The sequence below is a fragment of the Bradyrhizobium sp. USDA 4449 genome (assembly GCF_054056275.1).
This window is the reverse complement of sequence record NZ_JBSRYD010000001.1, coordinates 3,622,278-3,640,288: the sequence shown is the minus strand read 5'-3', so window position 1 is coordinate 3,640,288 and position 18,011 is coordinate 3,622,278. Positions and strand designations below refer to the sequence as shown.

General features: G+C 57.1%; 14 protein-coding genes, 1 pseudogene and 1 riboswitch. Of the genes and pseudogenes, 7 read left to right on the top strand and 8 right to left on the bottom strand.

The genetic code is table 11. From position 1 onward, the window contains the following. Positions 1–8 precede the first annotated feature (8 nt). Positions 9–302, bottom strand: a complete 294-nt coding sequence (locus ACVIIW_RS16930; protein ID WP_456701752.1) for a hypothetical protein — start codon at positions 300–302, stop codon at positions 9–11. Between the two features lie 71 nt (positions 303–373). Next, positions 374–1,078: a sulfotransferase family protein gene (locus tag ACVIIW_RS16925; protein WP_456701751.1), complete on the bottom strand. Its 705-nt coding sequence runs from the start codon at positions 1,076–1,078 to the stop codon at positions 374–376. A gap of 884 nt (positions 1,079–1,962) precedes the next feature. Here ACVIIW_RS16925 and ACVIIW_RS16920 point away from each other — a divergent pair. Further along, positions 1,963–2,115, top strand: coding sequence for a hypothetical protein (locus ACVIIW_RS16920; RefSeq protein ID WP_456701750.1), 153 nt, complete (start codon positions 1,963–1,965; stop codon positions 2,113–2,115). Here the strand turns inward: ACVIIW_RS16920 and ACVIIW_RS16915 are convergent. Beyond that, positions 2,106–2,291, bottom strand: coding sequence for a hypothetical protein (locus ACVIIW_RS16915; protein ID WP_456701749.1), 186 nt, complete (start codon positions 2,289–2,291; stop codon positions 2,106–2,108). The genes ACVIIW_RS16920 and ACVIIW_RS16915 overlap by 10 nt on opposite strands. A 364-nt stretch (positions 2,292–2,655) precedes the next feature. Further along, on the bottom strand, positions 2,656–3,030 hold the full coding sequence (locus ACVIIW_RS16910; RefSeq protein WP_456701748.1) for a hypothetical protein: 375 nt from the start codon (positions 3,028–3,030) through the stop codon (positions 2,656–2,658). Positions 3,031–3,652: 622 nt separating this feature from the next. Between ACVIIW_RS16910 and ACVIIW_RS16905 the strand changes: the two genes are divergently transcribed. After that, positions 3,653–3,850 carry a hypothetical protein gene (locus tag ACVIIW_RS16905; protein WP_456701747.1) on the top strand — a complete coding sequence of 66 codons (198 nt, stop codon included), beginning with the start codon at positions 3,653–3,655 and terminating at the stop codon, positions 3,848–3,850. A 1,221-nt stretch (positions 3,851–5,071) separates the two neighbouring features. Here ACVIIW_RS16905 and metE read toward each other — a convergent pair. Beyond that, a complete protein-coding gene (metE, locus tag ACVIIW_RS16900) occupies positions 5,072–7,417 on the bottom strand; it encodes a 5-methyltetrahydropteroyltriglutamate--homocysteine S-methyltransferase (protein ID WP_456701746.1) in 2,346 nt (781 codons plus the stop codon). Positions 7,418–7,516: 99 nt separating this feature from the next. Next, a riboswitch (cobalamin riboswitch) is annotated at positions 7,517–7,718 on the bottom strand. Positions 7,719–8,333: 615 nt separating this feature from the next. On the opposite strand from metE, the gene ACVIIW_RS16895 reads away from it, so the two are divergent. The 5 genes from ACVIIW_RS16895 (at position 8,334) to ACVIIW_RS16875 (ending at position 14,215) form a co-directional block, all read left to right on the top strand. Then, positions 8,334–8,588, top strand: coding sequence for a hypothetical protein (locus ACVIIW_RS16895; protein ID WP_456701745.1), 255 nt, complete (start codon positions 8,334–8,336; stop codon positions 8,586–8,588). 1,603 nt (positions 8,589–10,191) lie between these two features. Further along, entirely contained in the window at positions 10,192–10,944 is a 753-nt protein-coding gene (locus ACVIIW_RS16890) for a thermonuclease family protein (protein ID WP_456701744.1), read from the top strand. Positions 10,945–10,952: 8 nt separating this feature from the next. Beyond that, entirely contained in the window at positions 10,953–11,696 is a 744-nt protein-coding gene (locus tag ACVIIW_RS16885) for a carbonic anhydrase (RefSeq protein WP_456701743.1), read from the top strand. Between the two features lie 1,525 nt (positions 11,697–13,221). Further along, positions 13,222–13,971 carry a hypothetical protein gene (locus ACVIIW_RS16880; protein WP_456701742.1) on the top strand — a complete coding sequence of 250 codons (750 nt, stop codon included), beginning with the start codon at positions 13,222–13,224 and terminating at the stop codon, positions 13,969–13,971. 19 nt (positions 13,972–13,990) lie between these two features. Continuing rightward, a complete protein-coding gene (locus ACVIIW_RS16875) occupies positions 13,991–14,215 on the top strand; it encodes a hypothetical protein (protein ID WP_456701741.1) in 225 nt (74 codons plus the stop codon). Positions 14,216–14,267: 52 nt separating this feature from the next. Here the strand turns inward: ACVIIW_RS16875 and ACVIIW_RS16870 are convergent, their stop codons facing one another. The 3 genes and pseudogenes from ACVIIW_RS16870 to ACVIIW_RS16860 form a co-directional block, all read right to left on the bottom strand. After that, complete coding sequence (locus ACVIIW_RS16870) at positions 14,268–14,915, bottom strand: FkbM family methyltransferase (protein WP_456705181.1); 648 nt, start codon at positions 14,913–14,915, stop codon at positions 14,268–14,270. Between the two features lie 877 nt (positions 14,916–15,792). Then, positions 15,793–17,328: a DDE-type integrase/transposase/recombinase gene (locus ACVIIW_RS16865; RefSeq protein WP_456701696.1), complete on the bottom strand. Its 1,536-nt coding sequence runs from the start codon at positions 17,326–17,328 to the stop codon at positions 15,793–15,795. Positions 17,329–17,447: 119 nt separating this feature from the next. Beyond that, positions 17,448–17,966 (bottom strand): annotated as a pseudogene (locus ACVIIW_RS16860) (ATP-binding protein); the annotation flags it as partial. Positions 17,967–18,011: the final 45 nt, after the last annotated feature.

Genomic DNA, 18,011 nt, shown 5'->3' with positions numbered 1-18,011 from the left:
GAACTACATTAGGCGATATTGAGGATCTGCTCCAGTCGCGCGACTTCGTCCCGCAACATTTGGATAGCCGCGTCGCGATTGTCCGAGACATTCGAGGCGACGTGGACTGGTGCTTCAGCGTGAGACGAGGCCGATAACGCTCCCCTCTTTGTAGTTCGGAAACGCCACCACGTCCGAAATATCCGACGATAGAGTTCGGTTACCTCCTCTCCGGTGTCCATAACTCCGGCTTTCCGGGCGTGTCGCAGTTCCTCCTCATATCCGAGTTCTAAAAGAAGCTCGGCGCCGACGAGATTGGTCACTGTTTGCATCTCTTCGACGCTCAGTTGAGATCGCCACGCCTCAACAGAACCTTGGTCGATGGTCGTTCGCTCTAGTATTTTTCGGTCTCCAAAGCTGCTGGTTCGGAGATAATCTGCTTTTTCCTGTCCGCCGATGTGAAAGCCGCTGGATCACACTCGAGCGCCGCCAGCAGCCGCCGAATTTCCTTCTCAGGATGCGCCACAAGCATTTCGTATTGCACCAAGTGTGTTTGCGGGCGAGTGCGGTGCGCAGCTAACCTAGGAAGGTCCAGAACTAAATCGGCAAGCGAGGATATGATCCCGTCGGGCATACGGAGCATGAGATCGACGGTACTGGAGACGCTGACACTACCTGAGCTTTCTGCCCGGAGCGGGATGCCCCACGTAGATTTCAAGGAAGCAGCGATTGCAAAGGGATTGCGCATCAGGAGGATATGTGGCGCTTCTGGGTAGACTGAATCGAGAAAATCAAGCGCCGTCCAATATCGTGGTGTCTTGTCTAAGATGACCCGCTTGCCTGCTTCTGCGAGATACTGATCGTATGCTGCATCGGCAAAAGCGCGGCTGGCCGCTGTGCGATTGATCCGCCCCAAGAATTGAGAGGACGCGGCCTCAATCAGTGCGCCCCCCGCCGGATGGGAAGAAACCACCCCGCCAAACGCTTCAAGCGCCAGCATCAACCAGGGCTCAGGGGGAGCTAAAATGTCTGGATGATGCTGGAGTAAATGCCCAAGGAGTGTGGTCCCGGATCGCGGAAGACCGAGGAGAAAACACACCGCAGACGAACGGCCAAAGACGTCCGCTCATGGTTCAGACATTCGTGCTTGAAGAGAGCCCGCCGCCGGCGTTAGCTCGATTGGGCACAACAAAGCCAGCCACAAGAACACTTGAGAGCAGCTCTTCCGTATAAACTCTGAAACCGACAACCATTCATATCCTCTGCCTTAGGCGCCGCTCGATTAATTGGGCCAGACTGCGGAAGAGCTTACTACCATTGCTTTGCGAATTGCTCGGGAGCTACACGAAATCAAGCGACCACTCAATTGCACGAACATTGATCGCGCTTATGGAAAGGTTGGAAGACACTATACGGAAGTTTTGCCGAAGACCGCCCGCGACACATAGGGCTTTTGCTATCATCAAAAGCAGCATGCTGGGGCCTTGAAAGGTACATGCGGCATCTCTCTCGCTGATGCTACGCACACCCGAACGGATATGAGAAGAGTGTAGCAAAGGCGCAGTTCATATCGTACACATCACAAGGTAAGACCGAGCAATCTTCTCAACGGGGAAGCAATCCCGACGCAACTTTCCTGTCAGCCCGTCGTTAGCCGTTCAACACTCTGGATTATAGCACCGGACAGTTTGTCTTACACAAGTCCACTCCCCAAACCGTACGGTGCATTTTGGGTTAGCGGATCGTGCAACGTCGCTCGTTAATTGACCAACGCGAAGAAGGGTTGGAATAACGGACCTGATCCAAAATCCAACTAGATTATCCGAGACATGCGCCTAGCGCCAACCCCTGCCGAAGGAGGCGAGATTGCTCGGGCATTCATAATCCTTCGCAGGGCTGTGACCAAGACAATTTCTTCACTGCCAATAAGGATCGCAATAGCCGTAACCGTTGAGACCATCTTAGACAATCAACGGCGAGAGGATGCGTGAGCCCGACCGCGACATTGAACCGCGATTAAAAAATCTCGCGGCGCGGATGGGTGAAGCTAGTCGTCGCAAAATTTCTGTGGCGCTGAGGGCGGCCTGCAAGCCGCCCTACCGCGCCATTGCCGGCAGCATCCAACACTATCGCTGATGTCCGAGCCCAATTCCGAGGTTTAGCGCTTTCTGGCGGAGCGCACCGACGCTCCGTTTGGTCATCTTTGCTATTTTGATTACCGGGGTTCTGGCCTTTGAATGGACTTTGAGCTCTCTGATATCTGCCCTCGTCCACTCGCGTCGCTTAACGCGTTTCTTGGTTGCTTTTTTCACGATATATGCTCCTTTTAAGAGGGGTGGCTTGTAACACGGTTTTCCATAAAAAAAAGGGCAACGTTATAGGCAGTCCCGCCCACATATAGATTCGATATGACTCTCGCGAGGCGAAACGTCTGGATCTAATGAAGCTCTGGAACTGTAAATTTCGTACAGCCGCGGCGCAGAGGGATTCGTTCTTTGAATGCCTCGCAATGAACTTCTTACCGTTCGAATCTACGCATGTAGAAGGACATGTTCCGGATAATGAGCCAAAATAGCTATCAAGCTGAACAGCTCCAACCAGGGACGTTCGGACAGCGAGCGGAACGTCGCTGTGTTCCAACGTCCGGCGATGATTGCTTTGGGGGCTTGCGTACGCTCAATCGCTTGCGGGGCGCTTCCTGCCTACGTTCATTCCTAGCTGCAAAGTCAAAGGTGGCGGCTGCTCAGCTGTCGACACTTGCACGTTCTCCCGCTCCACCTCAGCTTGCATGACAGTCCGATCTAACTGCTCGAGTGTCTCGAGATATTTCCTTCCCTGCTCGCTGATGATCCAGCATCCTGCGTCTCGCTCGATCAAGCTCTGGCCGAAAATATCGAGTTGGGGTGCGCGGCTTGCGATGCGCTTCATCCGAGCCGGCCACTCCGGGCCGCTGCTATAATAGATAGCCAAATGCTGCTTAACGACTTCGATGCTCGCCCGACCGTGTGGCTGACCGGCAAGTATTTTCAGAATGGACAGCTGAAAACTCACGCGCTCGCCATCGAGGCAAATAAACTCTCCATATCAATGATCTTGAGGTAAGCTCTTCAGCCGTGCGCAGCTTTTCAAAAGAAGCCGTCCTCCTCAAGCCCTTAATGCACGATAACCACTTCGCTTCGGGTGCGAAAACCAACGCTTTGGGCGGCATCTGCGACGCCCTCCCCAGAGTGTTCCGAAGAATGATGCAGCATGGCTGTGCCGCCTAAGACTGTGTCACGGTCTCAACTACCGCCTTCCCCCGATTTGGGATCAAGCGACGTCGGTGGTAGCCTCGCTGTTGCACATCATGTCGAATGACGTCGCTCACGGAACGAACCGCCCGCTTCCTTCGCTTCCAATTCAAGCCCAATCCCGCGGGGATCGCAAAGCCTTTCGGGACGACCAAGAGATGTCTTCGATTCAGATATATATCGAACATATCGTCCCTCTTTTGACGCGAGCGTAGATCGGTCATGCATTCATTTGGTGACATCGAAGCAACAGTCTTCTCTAAAGTCGCTGGACGGCCAAATGATACTCCAGCAATCGTTCTGACGCACGTGAAGATCGCCTCGGCTACGCGGCCGTTGCCTCAGGGTTCAGGAGAGCTGAGGCTTCAGCTCGAAAGGACCACGTGAACGGATTAACCTCATGCAAGTGGTGCTCGAAGCACGAGCACATCAGCGAAGATTGTCCAATCACGGACACTCTTTTGCTTGCAGAAATCGATCTCCGCCTGCTGAGCGGCAGCACCCAGGGAGGCCGCATCGACCTGGAACGCTGCCTGGCGCGCACGATGTCCGCCGCCGGTATCGTCACAAACATGTCTTGATAAACCGAACGGTAAATGAAGGCATGGTCTTGTCTTGATGTGGTTTCGCCCGACCATTACTCCCACTTCGGGCGAGAGTTTTTGATCTGCCTCAATCAGCTTCTAAATGGGTTTGTCCCGCTCCCTCAGGAACAGACCGCGCGGCTGAGGGTCCTGTTGCCTCGAGGAAGCGCGATCGCCCCTGTCGAACCTGTCATATCGCCCGCTACTTTAGGCCGGTGACCGGGGCCTCGTAGGCTCCTCATGCAAAAACGGGGCTTTGACCGAGAAATGTCTCGCCCGGGCGTGTCCGGCTCGTAGCGGCCCGTCGAGCTCCGCTATTCTCGGAAGCGCAATTGCTTTTGACCCCTATCAATGCTGCGGCAGCAGCTGACTTCCGCTAGAAGTTGCTCCCCCGTAACCGCCGCATGGCTGTCCGAAATACTTGGTTTGCCGTTATGCTTTTCCGTCCGACAGCAGTGAGCGGTTGTTAAGACAGCTGCCAAGCGCACCAGAGCCGCACCAAAATTACCTGAACATGATAAGCTGCGCCGCTTGCGATGACCTCTACATCATTGACCTGCGAATCAGCCCGATGACGTGTCCGAGCGCGACTATGCGAGTCGTAATGGTGTCCACTGGCTCCGACGTCTTTCCCCCTCTCGCTGAGCGATCTGCCGCGCTCGCGAGGGCGCGTTTGACGTCACCGACAAGCCAACGATGGTGACGCGCAGGCAAGAAAGTCTCTCACCAACAAAGGATGTGACATGACAGCATGTTGGACCATAGCACCGCCGCCGGTGGGATTGCTGGAAATACCGGCCGCCGGTCTAGCTTTGCGGAAAGCGACAAATGCCAACGGCGGAGGTTGTGACCTGATCCAGCCGGCGGCACGGCCGATAGCCTTATGTCGCGGCCGGCGCCATCGAGACCGCGTACCGTCTTCGGCCCTATCGAGCGTGAATCTGTCTACGCGCACATTGGCGCATCTGGCTTGGATAGCAGCTTCCATCTCCGCAAGCATCGGCGTGCGCTTGAGAAAGAACTGCCTGTCCGGACTCTTGATTCGAACCGTAGGCGATTCTCCCTCGGACCGCGACAAAGTAGCGCGACGCGTCACCGTCTCATCGGACGCCGCTCCATCCCCGGCCCATCAAGGGCCGGGTACTTTGGTTCGACATTGTGGAGCACGCAAATCACCACTAGCGAATTAACCTCGTCGACAACAGACTAAGCTCGGGATCAATGGTTTTGCGGATCGGATGCAGCGCGCAGCTCGCGGGCGGCAGCGACCATGTTGACCAACGCGGGCCGCACTTGCTCCCATTTGCGCGTTTTTAGGCCGCAGTCCGGATTGACCCAGAGCTGCGATTTCTGCAAACGCGCCTGAGCCAACACCATCAGTTCCTTCATTTCGCTCGTCCCGGGAACGCGTGGAGAGTGGATGTCGTACACACCCGGTCCAATTTGATTTGGATACCTGTACTCTGTGAATACGTTCAGTAGCTCCATTTTAGAGCGCGACGTCTCAATCGATATTACATCCGCATCCATTGCGGCGATTGCGCCGATGATGTCGTTAAACTCCGAGTAGCACATATGTGTATGGATTTGCGTTTGATCGCTAACGCCGGACGAGCAGATGCGGAAACAATCTCCCGTCCAATCGAGATATTCGTTCCACTCCGATCGGCGCAATGGCAATCCTTCGCGGAGTGCGGGTTCGTCGATCTGGATCATGGCTGCACCGGCATCCTCGAGATCGCGGACTTCGTCTCGGATTGCGAGCCCAAGCTGACGGCAGACCTCACTTCTAGGAAGATCATCGCGAACAAACGACCAATTCAGGATTGTCACCGGTCCGGTCAACATCGCCTTCATTGGCTTGCTCGTTAGTGACTGCGCGTAGCGCCACCATTCTACGGTGATCGGCTTCGGCCGCACTACATCGCCAAACAGGATCGGGGGACGAACGCAGCGCGAGCCATAGGACTGCACCCATCCATTGCTGGTCGATGCGAAGCCTGCGAGTTTTTCGCTAAAGTACTGCACCATGTCATTGCGCTCAAATTCGCCGTGCACAAGGACATCAAGCCCAATGTCTTCCTGCCAACGTACAGCGCGGGCTATCTCCTCCTTAAGAAACCTGTCATATTGTTCGTCGCTCATCGTGCCTTTCGCATGCGCCGCACGAGCACCTCGGACCTCAGCCGTCTGTGGAAATGATCCGATCGTCGTCGTAGGGAACGCTGGTAGTCCGAAGCGCACCCTTTGAATCTCGGAACGACGGGCAAATGGGCTCGTTCGCCGGCGCATCTTCTGGTCGATCGCCCTCATCCGGGCAGCAACATTCGCATCATGGATCTTCGGCGAACTCCGGCGGGCAGTCACAGCGCATTCCGACTCGGCAAGAGCTTGCCCGACATTCCGGTCGCCAGCGAGTGCCCGCGCCAGGATCGCAAGCTCACGCATCTTCTGAACCGAGAAGGCGAGCCAGCTCTTGACGTCGGAAGTGAGCCCGGTCTCTAGTTCAGCATCGACTGGTACGTGAAGCAACGAGCAGGATGGAGCTAGCTGTACACGGTGTTTACCGAGCTTCGCGATCGCGGGCTCTAGCCTCTGGCGTAGCGACGACAAGTTCGACCTCCATACATTCCTGCCGTCGATGACACCGAGCGACAAGACGAGATCAGCTCGCCCGTCAGCAATGATCTGCTCCAATAACTCCGGCGATCGAACCAGATCGACGTGCAGGCCGGACACTGGCAGGCTCAAGGCAGTATCCAGATTGTCGCCTAGTGCGCCGAAATAGCTGGCAACCAAGATTTTGATAGCCGGTCCCTCCTTTGCCAACCGGTTATAGGCATGTAGCAAGGATTTTCGCGCCGCCTCGTCCAGATCAAGGACCAGGCTGGGCTCGTCAAACTGAACCCATCTTGCCCCTCGTTTGGCCAATTCATGAAGAACCTCGATATAGACCGGAATCAGATCATCCAACAGGGAGAGGGGCTGGAACGAGTTATCGGCACTCTTGCCGAGCTTTAGGAATGTGACCGGTCCGATAAGAACGGGGCGGGTTTGAAAGCCCAGACCCTTTGCTTCCTCATATTCTTCAATGGGTTTGCGAGAGCACAGCCTGAACGCCTGTCCCTTGTGAAACTCTGGAACCATGTAGTGGTAATTGGTGTCGAACCACTTGGTCATCTCCTGCGCTGGCGCGCCAGATCCTCGTAGGCCGTGACCGACACTCGGGTCGAGGTCGTCGCATTGCGATCCGCGGGCCATGGCGAAGTACGTCGCAAGGGAAACGGATTCTCCCTTCGAATCGTAGATCTCCGGGATCGCGCCAACCATGACACTTGTATCGAGCACTTGATCATACAGCGAGAAGTCATTCGACGGAATGATAGTGACGCCGATAGAGCTCTGACGAGCCCAGTTCGCTGCGCGCAGGCCGGATGCGTCCTCTTGCAACTGCTGTTCGCTTATCCTACCGGCCCAATACCTTTCGAGAGCGAATTTCAGTTCACGGCGTGGACCGATGCGTGGCGTTCCGAGCGTAGCAACGGGAAGAGAGAGAAGAGACATAGCTTAACCCCTGTTGGGGACAAGGCCATGGCGGACGCAGGCAGTCGAAGTCGCGCATGCGACAGCTGCTTGGCGCACCACCGAGACACCCCGCCCGTGGACCAATATTTTGCCGGGGCAGGTCTCCTGGCTTGCAGGTCGTCGCTGCTGTCCGGCCTTCCCGAAGCCGTGGAGGCTTCAGTGACATCGTTGGACAGTGGCTCGCCGCTCACAGTTGCGGGGGCAGCGCCGGCATTGCACCGGCTTCCCTCTTAGCTCCGGATCGAACACGCCCCGGAGAACCTCGACGACCTGGATTATCGGTAGGAGACCTTTCCCGTCAACCTCTCAGATTGTGTACCAAGCTAGTCTGCGACATCTGGTAAGCGAATGACCGTTGACCGGCGAATGACTGTGCGTCTCAACGATTAACCGCCACCCGGAAACATTGGCTGGTCAGAGATCGCGTGTCAGAAAGTCTCGAGTGAGCATCGGTAGCTGCCATGGGATGCCTCTGCACGCTATGGCGATGGCAGGGACAAAGGCAGCGTTCGCGGCGAGGACTACCGCCATTTCGAGCAGATGCAGCGTTCGACGCGGCTTCGTTTCAGCGTTCGCCCAGCAGCTGCACCGGGCAGCGGCTTCTTTGCTAAAGGATCCGCATCGATAGCGGAGGTTTTTTCGGCGCACTCGGGCACCACACGCGGCGCGCCGATTGATCGCCTGCCAGCCAGACTTCAACGTCGGCGGCTAACTCGGCTTCGTGTCGCTGGCCGGCATGTAGGTCAACGAAGAAGGCGATCGTGAAGCACACCGTTCAATGGTGGCAGCGGCACTCCAAGCCGGGATCAGATTTCCATCCGAGGCGCTCGCTTCTTCTACTGCGGGACAAGGGGGTCCAAGCTGCGGCCGATGCGCCGAATGGAAGCATCGAAACATGCGCACGTCGGAAAGGCGACAAGAACACACAAAATCGATGCGTATTTTCGCCCATTGCCTGGCACGAAGAATGCAATCCGTCGGCATGCCCAGACTGCTGCTGCTGGGCATGCCAGCTCAGCCAATTGGAATGCTGTCGCTGACAGGGAAGTTAGCGCCGCGTGACATAGGCAACGGCGTCGAACAGCCTTATCGCGTCGTCGCTAACTTCTTGCCTCTCGCTCAGAGCAAGTTCAAGTCACCTGCTGCCTAAGTCTCTGGATGGGAGACGCCGAGGTTATGAAGAGACTGTTTGCAAGACCCCTGCTATATCTGTGGCTAGGTGCATCTCTAATCTGCCTCGCCTGGCCGGCCGCCACGAGCAGCCGTATCCGGTCGGTCGACAGCCCCCTTATCGAGAGATTCAAGTCGGCTTGGCGGGCGCAAGATGGTGAAACGGTAGAACAAATCATCTCCAATGTCTCGAAGGTGGCACAGTTCGTCCCCCAAATGTGGGGCGTCGCTGAACTTGGCGGAGACGACTTTGTTTTCGTTTCGTGGACCAGGCACCAACACAACAAATCGGACGAACACTACGTTATCACCTGGAAAGTCGGGCTCGATGGTACAATTGAACTTGCGTCAACCTACGCGCAGCCGATGGAATTAGGCTGGCACGCGCTCGCACTCTCGTTGATCGCCAGTGAAGTCGCAGATGGCGAAAGGAACGCAAACCTTCGCTTTCTACACGATCTGTCGAACTTCAATTTTGTGACTACCCCCCAAGGTCGGCTCGGCGATGTTCTTCGGAAAGGCCGATGCACTATCGTTGAAGCTGTGGTAGATTACTTACCGAAGCCCAATCACAAGCCGACCCAGAAAGGTGATCTGTGGCGCGTTCTCCTATTAGTAAACTGTAATATCCAAGGACCACGTTATTTTACACACAACGGGGTCATCACTTTCGAGAAGAGCGAAGTAAAAGATTGGGGAGCCACAGTCCAGCTTTGCCAAGCATATCGCGAAATTCCCTCCTGGGTCCTGGTTTCAGCGCACCGAACCAGAGGAAGAGAAAGAGGAAGAGTAGGCGAGCCCCTCATTGAACGGTCCCGCGCCCTGCAACTGCGACAGCTCAGTCGCCTCTCCCGGAGCTTTCGGCTCGTCGTACTTTGGGCAGCATGATTTCGCGATCTTTCTGACAGGCGCAGAGCGCGAGGGCCCGTCGTAGTTTGCGAGATGCCTGCTTCCCGGCGAACCAGCTGTCATGCATTTTTCAATGCGTGCGCCGGTGGATAAGCTTCCGTCCAAGGCCGGTCCGGCGTACTCCGCGCATCGCCAATTGAGTGCCCACGCAGTAGCGTCCGCACAGCGAGGTGGAGCGACACTCAGCGGTGGCTGAGACGATACCTGGGAGAACGTCACCCGGGGTCGGCCCTGTTAGCCGTGGCCTGCGACGGCTCATCCCCGAGCCCTCGTCGAAACCGTCGTCCACGTACTGTTTTCTGATGACTTCGTCATCAACGATAGCGACGTTGCTGCTCCTCCGTACCCAACCGCTGGCGCCGGAGGTCCAGACTCGCTCACCATTTGCAAGACTAAGCGCAGCATTCCGAGGCTCGGGATTGTTCAACATCGCGAGTTCGCCGCTTAGAGGCGAGGATCTCCAGCTCAAGTCGAGAAGTATCGTACGCTTTCAGTGAGGAAGACGTCGATGCTCGTATTCGCTGCGCGCGCAGCGGATGAAATCACTTGATCCTTACGTGGCGTCAGGTCGTAGGTTCGAACTCACGACAAGCTGTCATAGAGCACACTTCTACCGCTTGTGGCGGAACGCCGGATATAACGCGATCAAACAGCCTAATCTATCGGCAGTGAGCATGGATCAGGAGCGAAAGGATATTGTCGGGATGATGCGCCGCGGAACAATGTTCGCATTACTCGCACTCATTACATCTCCGGTGTGCGCGGCGACGCTCAGCGGTGTTCCGCGCATCCTCGACGGGAACACGATTGAGATCGAGCAAACCACCATTCGGCTGTCTGGAATCGAAGCTCCTGAGACCGATCAGATTTGCCTCGACGCCCGAGGCCGAAAGTGGGCCTGTGGCGTAGCCGCTCGCGACGAGCTTATCAAGCACGCGAATGGGCGAACGTGGGATTGTCAGACTCAACGACTTGATGAGCAACGGCGCGCCCTAGGCAATTGCTTGATCGAAGGCGAGGATGTGAATGCTTGGATGGTGCGCTCAGGCTGGGCGCTATCGGCTGGTGCAGCTCAACATAGCTACGTGATCTATGAGTTGGTGGCGAGCACAAATTATGCAGGGCTCTGGTCCGGGGCGTTCATCGCGCCCTGGGACTGGCGTAACCGCAACAGGGCCACAATTATCGTGGGTGGAAACTCGGTTCCGGTAGACGCTCAGGAACTTTTGCTAGGATCCATCCTGCTGTCTGAACCGCCGTCCCCCGAGTGCCTGATAAAGGGAACCCATCGCAGCGGCGAGCGCATTTATCTCATGCCGCTGCAACCTGGATATGAACAAATCGACATGACGAACAAGCGAGGCGAACGCTGGCTCTGTAGCGAAGCGGAAGCCCGAGCCACCGGCTGGCATAAGGCCGCGCGATGAGGCGACACATGCACGAAGACCATTCTCTAAACATGGACTCCCTAACCAAGTTCGCGCGTTCGCGCCGGGCGCTGTTGTTGTTCGGTGTTTCGACAGTATTTCTCGGACTCGGCAGCAACATTGTCGATGTGGAGGACGCAAGGGGACAGCCAAAGCCAGACAACGTGCTCGCGCCGGATGCTGCTCTGCAGCGGCTGCTGAAGGGAAACGATCGGTATGTGCAGGGCGAACCACGAGCCGATGATTTCAGGCGCGAGCGCCCGGTCTTGGTCGAAGGCCAAAATCCCTATGCGGCGGTTCTAACCTGCGCCGACTCCCGCGTCCCGCCCGAACTTGTCTTCGACAGCGGACTTGGTGATCTGTTTGTCTGCCGCGTTGCCGGCAACTTCGCTAACGATGATACGATCGCCAGTATGGAATATGCGGTCTCAGTGCTCAACACGCCACTGATTCTCGTACTTGGCCACGATCATTGCGGTGCGATAGACGCGACAATCAAGTCGCTGCATCAGAATAGGCCGCCGCCGGGGCACATCTCATCCCTGGTCAAAGCACTTGCTCCTTCAGTCAAGGCATCTCTAGAGCAAGACGGCGACATATTCGCCAAAGCAATTGGACAGAATGTGATCGACAACGTCAACAAACTCAGAGCGACGGGCCCGATTCTGAACGATGCGGTCGAGCAGAACCGGCTGAAGGTCGTGGGGGGCCTCTATCGGTTCGAAACCGGAAAAGTGGATATTGTGAGCTAGGGCTAGCATCTTCACACCCGCGGCAAATCATCCGCAGTCCGGTTTTGCATTTCGGGAAGGCGCTGTTTGATGGTCCATTGTCTTGAACAAATGCGTCGGATGCTGTCCAATTCACAATTGTCATCGCCTCGGAAAAGCCCCGCGGTATGCGTGGCCTCTTAGCTATCCTCCCGTTGTACGTACTCATGTCGGCAGCGGGTGGCCAGCATCAACACACGCACATAGCGCGCGCGGCAGCATTACTCTTGGTTGCCCGATTGAAAGCGATAAGCTTCGGAGCAGTCGCGAGCTCTGGACTTCCGAGCCGACACGATTTCTATTGCGACTTGCCGCACAAACGTCTCTATTGGGTCAGCGGCTCACATACTTTATCAACAGGCTCAATCAGGGACTGAAGACCGCCTACAGCGAGCAGCATGACTGCTCGTTTGAGGTAGTAGCCACGGATGCTCAGCATCAGGCAGCGACAGGCCGCAATGGGCCACGCAAGTCATAAATTTAGCTACCATAGAACGCAGAAAGGCGAAGCGGACCTCCAACAGCCTAAACCTGTTCGAAGCGCTTCGTCTTCGCTCGCATGGGCGGGCAGTTTTGGAGCCAGCTCGAACTACCGAGGCTGCCCTCGTACACTTGTTTAACACCTGCCGTGCGAAGGTCCGCCTCTACCTCACTTACTGGCAGTTGCTCGAAAGCAAATGAGGCTGTCGGTAGCGCCGGGAGATCGGAGCACGCCTTCGCGTTTATCATGAACGTTGAATCCAGCCGGTCAGCGGTCGAGATCCGCCAAGGTCGTCTTTTCTTGCGGATTGTTGACTGAATGACATTTTCGTCTGAAAGCAAACACGAACCACGCGCATTGCGCCGGCACGGCGCAGTGATCTCGCATGACTAAGACGAGGGCGGCAGACATGCTTAATGGCACGTCGATTGGTGGGAAAATGGAAAAGAAGCCGTAGGCTCGGACGCCGTCCCGAACGCAAATCAGAAGTTCCGCACCTGGTACGGCTCGGCATGTCCCGAATGTGACGACGCGTCCATTGGAGCAGACATGACACCGCATGCCCCCATTGAATGGCGCAGGCCCCAGGACGGCAAGGACGGCTCTTGTCACCGCCGCTTATCGATTGCTCGGCAACCCAGCGTCAAGGCCAGCTGCAACAGCTACATCCTTGTGAAACTCCCCGGTCCCTTAGGTTGGGAAGCCACCGGGTGCAATCCCCTGCATTCCAGATCAACTGCGACAGCTTCGGATTACCGTGTAGCCGCTATCATCCACCTGGCCTCGCCACACGCACAAGCCACATGAGTAACGCGCAATGGTGATCCGCTCAAGACACGGAGGACAATTTATGAACGCTCCAACAGAAACGATGCCTGCCGAAACCCATGCCACCGCTTCGACCTGGGCTGATCTGTCCTCCCTACTCGTTGAGATCCGTGAGCGTCGCAACGAGTTTGGCCGCGCTCAGAAGATATTCCAAAAGAGAGCATCGACGGCTTCAGACGTATCGGCGTCTACCGGGCCATGGTCGCCAAGCGTTTCGGCGGCGAGGAGCGGACGCCCGCGGACTTTAGCCGCCTGATCGAGCGGATCTCCGAAGTCGACGGATCTGCGGGCTGGGTCGCCAGCTTTGGGGATGGAGCTCGCTACCTCGCTGCTCTTCCGGACGACACGCTTCGAAATGTGTACGCCAATGGACCCGACGTCGCATTGGCGGGTGCGCTTTTCCCGCTCCAGCAAGCCAAGCGATGCACCGGTGGATTTGTCGTGAACGGCGTGTGGCCATTCGCGAGCGGCTCGCCGGGAGCGGATCTGATAGGACTTGGTATCACTGTAGATGACGATCCGACTGGTGACCTCCCGCGCGTAGCCGTGATGCCGGCCGAGAAGGTAACAATCCGGCCCAATTGGGATGTCATCGGGTTGCAAGGCACGGGAAGCCACGACATTGTTGTCAGCAATGTCATAGTGCCAGAGGAATGGACGTTGATCCGCGGCGGTCCACCGACACTTGATGGCCCGATTTATCGCTATCCCTCTGTGGCTTTCGCTGCCCAGGCGCACGCGATTGTGGGAATCGGCATTGCGCGCTCTGCCTTGGACGAGGTGACCACCATGGCAGGAAGCCGCGTCTCGATCACTGGAGCGCCCGTGATGGCTGAGCGTGGCTACGTCCAGCTTGAAATCGCCAAAGCCGAAGCGATGCTACGCTCCGCTCGTTCGTTTTTTTTACAAGGCCACGGAGGAGCTGTGGAAGCAAGCGCTTACGGGTGAGGTAACTCTGGGCGCCACAATGCTAATGCGGCTCGCCGCGACGAACGCTGCGCGGCAGGGGGCTGAGGTCTGCAGGCTTGCAAGCGGTCTTGCTGGAACTGAGGCGCTCTATACCGCAGGAACTCTCGCGCGCGCCATGTGCGACAGCTTCGTCGTTGCCCAGCACGCAGCGTTGAATGAAGGAACGCTCCAGAGCGCTGGCCGCGCCCTGCTCGGAAGTGAAATACAACCGGGCTACCCATGAAGCGCGTCACGTAAGGCAAGCCACACAACACGAGAGCAGATCTGAGCAGCTGCTACGCACGCACATTCTTGAGCAGTACATCACCTTCCACAGCGCGAGGGTAGTGAGCCGCCACTTCAAATGATGGCAACAAGTTGAGAATGGCTTGCAGGGTCAACTGCCCTTCGTAGAGCTCGCGGTCACTATATTCGGTGTAAATGAAGCGCGTCTTGCTCAAGGTCCGCATGCCGCCTGCGATAACGTCGGCCTCGGCTCCTTGAACGTCCATCCAGATGAAGTCAACTTCGTCCAGCTTTGCTTCGCTGCACCAGTCATCCAGCCGACGCGTTTCAACCGATACAGGATGATCAAAGCGCACCCATTCATACTCAGTAAGATGGTTCTTTGGACGGCGTATTGAGCCGGATAGGTCCCAATCCCTCGCATCCCCATCGGCATTGCTTGGGTGGAAGTCGATTGTCCCGTTTCGATCACTAATCGCTATTTCAAACAGCTTCACCCTACCAAGGGAGGATCCCAGCTTCGTCTTGAAGCGAGCGATCGCTCGGGGATCCGGCTCAAAGCAGTAGAGCTCGGGTTGCGGACACAACTCGAGAAACTTTTGCGTGTCAGTCCCATCGTTGCAGCCGATATCCAGAATGATGGGATTCGGCTTTTCCAGAAGGGAGACGATGTGCTGATGTACTTCTACGGACGACACAGCTGCTTTTCCATGGTGCGCGGAGATCAGGCGAAGTTCGACTTTGAAGCTTGCCATCACACGCCAAAAGCCGCTGCACAACGTATATCAAGGTATAAGCTTCATATGTCCGCCGATCTCCCTGCTGCACGGCAGCTGTTTGCGTGCCATCGACATCATATCGGAAGCATATCGTGCGCCTAGCGAAGCCGCTCTCGAAGCCATCCCGTAAAACGCGGCCCAGCGGGGCATATCGTCGCCTTAGCTTTTTGCAATTGTCCGGCGGCCTTTGCTCGCACTGATTTGCCAGGAACGCACCCTGTTAAAACCGAGGCACGCGTTGCGGTACGCAAGCGATCCTACAAGTTTCCTCACGAGCGGTCGATCACGAATGCGCAGGAATCAACTGAACAGGCTCGCGACACGGCTACATCGCCACACGCACTTAGTTGATTGCAACGTGCTCATCAGCCAGCCACTCTCTACAGGAACTCGCGTCCTATTGTTCGAGATCGTTACATGCTTATTTCGCAATCGATGAACCGCGCAGATTCGGCGAGCCCCCTCTTTGATAAGGCTTCTGTACCGCAGGCTTCGCGGGGCCACCGCGGCTAAATGGGGTCGCCAGATAGCCGAGTTCACCCCTGAAACGGGCATCGAAACCCGCGGCGTTTTGATCGGTCAATGCGCGTCCGGGGAATGTTGAAGTGGCCGTGTCAAACGCCTTCCGGAACTGCCCCCTCATATTGCCTCAGATGACAATGTTACCGAAGCGCACCCTGGTGTTTTTCTGGATCGGCTGCCGCGAGTCGGAGCAAGCTGCTCGCGAAGCGCGCCCTACAGAGCGCCGTAGCGAGCGAGCGGCTTGCGGTGCTTCGGCGAAAGAACCTGTCAGGATTTAAATACTAAGGCACGAAGCTTGGCCCGATAGTGTGATCTCTGTGCTGCTGATGAGCTGTCGAGCGGCCTTTGATCGCCAATTCTTGACCAATCGCTGCACCGTGCGCCGCTGATGGCCGCTGAACCGACCGGGCGCATGCGCTTCCAGCCGGGAGAGAAGATCGACCGCGGACAAGTGCGGAGCCGCGGCGAGCCATTCCTCGATGATGGGAATGTAGGGGTCGAGCATCGATGGCCGACGTGGCACAGGCTTGCGCCGCACATAGCGACGACGATGAATGCCCCGCTGCTCACCCTGTTTCCAACCGTCGCCGAGCTCTCGGGCAAAGGCCGCTAAGTCGCTATGCCCCTGCGCGACAGTCATCGCTGGCTTTCCAGCCCGTTGATCGACGCGCTTACCCAGCTCATTCTGAGCGTCCCGCATTTGTGCCAGCAATGCCACCGGATCAAGCGTCCGGTAAATCTCCCGCAGCCGACCTTTGAATGCCTCATTGAGCCTCGGGTGGACCAATGCTCTTTCGTACGGCGTAGCGGGAGGAAGATAGCGCTTGATCATCTTGGCACCTTCGCGGTGCTTCTCCTTCAGCTTAAACGAGGGCTGGAAGAAATTGATGTGCAGCCGTGCCGCAGCAAACAGGCGAGCTAATGAGCGAGCGGCATCAATGCCTTCAAACCGCCCGTAGCCCACCAGGCGGCGAACGATAGCTCCGTTCTTTTGTTCAACGAATGCCTGATCGTTCTTCTTGTAGGCCCTGGAACGAGTGACTTCGACATCGTGAGAACGGCACCACGACACGACCGTGTCGTTCATGAAGGCGCTGTCGTTATCAAAATCTAGCCCCCGAATGGGCCAGGGAAATAGGTTCTGCGCCCGCTCGAGAGCTTCGATCACAAGAGCTGCTTCACGCACGACGAGCGGAAAGCATTCGGTCCACCCCGTTGCGATATCCACCATTGTTAGCGTCTGAATGAACGCGCCAGATACGGACATGCCGCCGTGCGCAACCAGATCCGCTTCGCAGTACCCCGGCGGAGGTGATCCCCAGTCATTGAATGTACGCACCGGGACTTGCCGCCGTACGGCACTAGAAAAGCCCGCCCGCCGTCGGCGCCCTCCGGCTGCTGCGATCTTTACGTCGCTCAGCAGGCGATCGATCGTCGCCGCGCTCACCTTCAAAACCTTCGACCTCTCATCGGCAGAAAGCTTCAATCTGCCGTGCCGTTCAAGTGCCGGAAGCAAAAACGGGATCATCGCGACGAGCCGCTTACTGCAGAGCCGGTCAGAGGCGTCCCAGAGCACAATCAGTGCAACGCGAATGGAAGCTCCGTAACTGCGGCCCCGTCGCCGCGGCACGGCCGATCCCGATGCCCCGTCCACCGACAGTGCTCGGATCGCGTGCTTACGATGCCATCCCGTAAGGGCACACAGCTCGTCCAGGATCCGTGCCTTCTCGAGCCGTCCGCTCGCCCGATAACGCTCCACCAGCGCTGATGTGATCTCGCGCTTTGCGCGCATGCTGATCTTCCCTGCCATACCCGCCACCGAACTGATTCGGCAGCTCCGCCCCAGACACGACAGGAAAGTTGTCCGGTAACATTTTTAGTGAGGCAATGCGCCCCTTTGCGTCACGAAGAACTGCCCCCACCATCGGATTATGATCTCGGTTGAAGGTTGTTTCCGCCGGTGACGGGCCGGAGGGAGGCGGAGCCGACCGGAGGGCCGTCACCGGCGGTCGGCGTCTTGATGAGGCCGCTTTTGCGCTTGGCGCGAAGTCGGTAGCTGTCGCCGCGGATCGTCAGCACGTGGCTGTGATGCAGGAGCCGGTCAAGGATCGCGGTGGCGACCACGGGATCGGCGAACACCGTACCCCATTCGGCAACGCTGCGGTTCGACGTGATCAGCATCGCGCCAGTTTCGTATCGCCGGCTGACCAGTTGGAAGAACAGATGGGCCGCGTCAGGTTCAAGAGGCAAGTAGCCGAGTTCGTCGACGATGAGCAGCTTTGGCTTCGACAGCGCGAGAAGTTTCTCGTCCAGGCGTCGCTCGCCGTGCGCCTTGGCAAGGCCAGCGACCAGCGTCGTCGCCGTGGTGAACTGCACCGTGTATCCGGCCAGGATCGCCTCTCGCCCGAGCGCGATCGACAAGTGCGTCTTACCTACGCCTGGCGAACCAGCGTCATAATGCCGGGTGTCTAGGATCCGAGATTGAGATCCTCT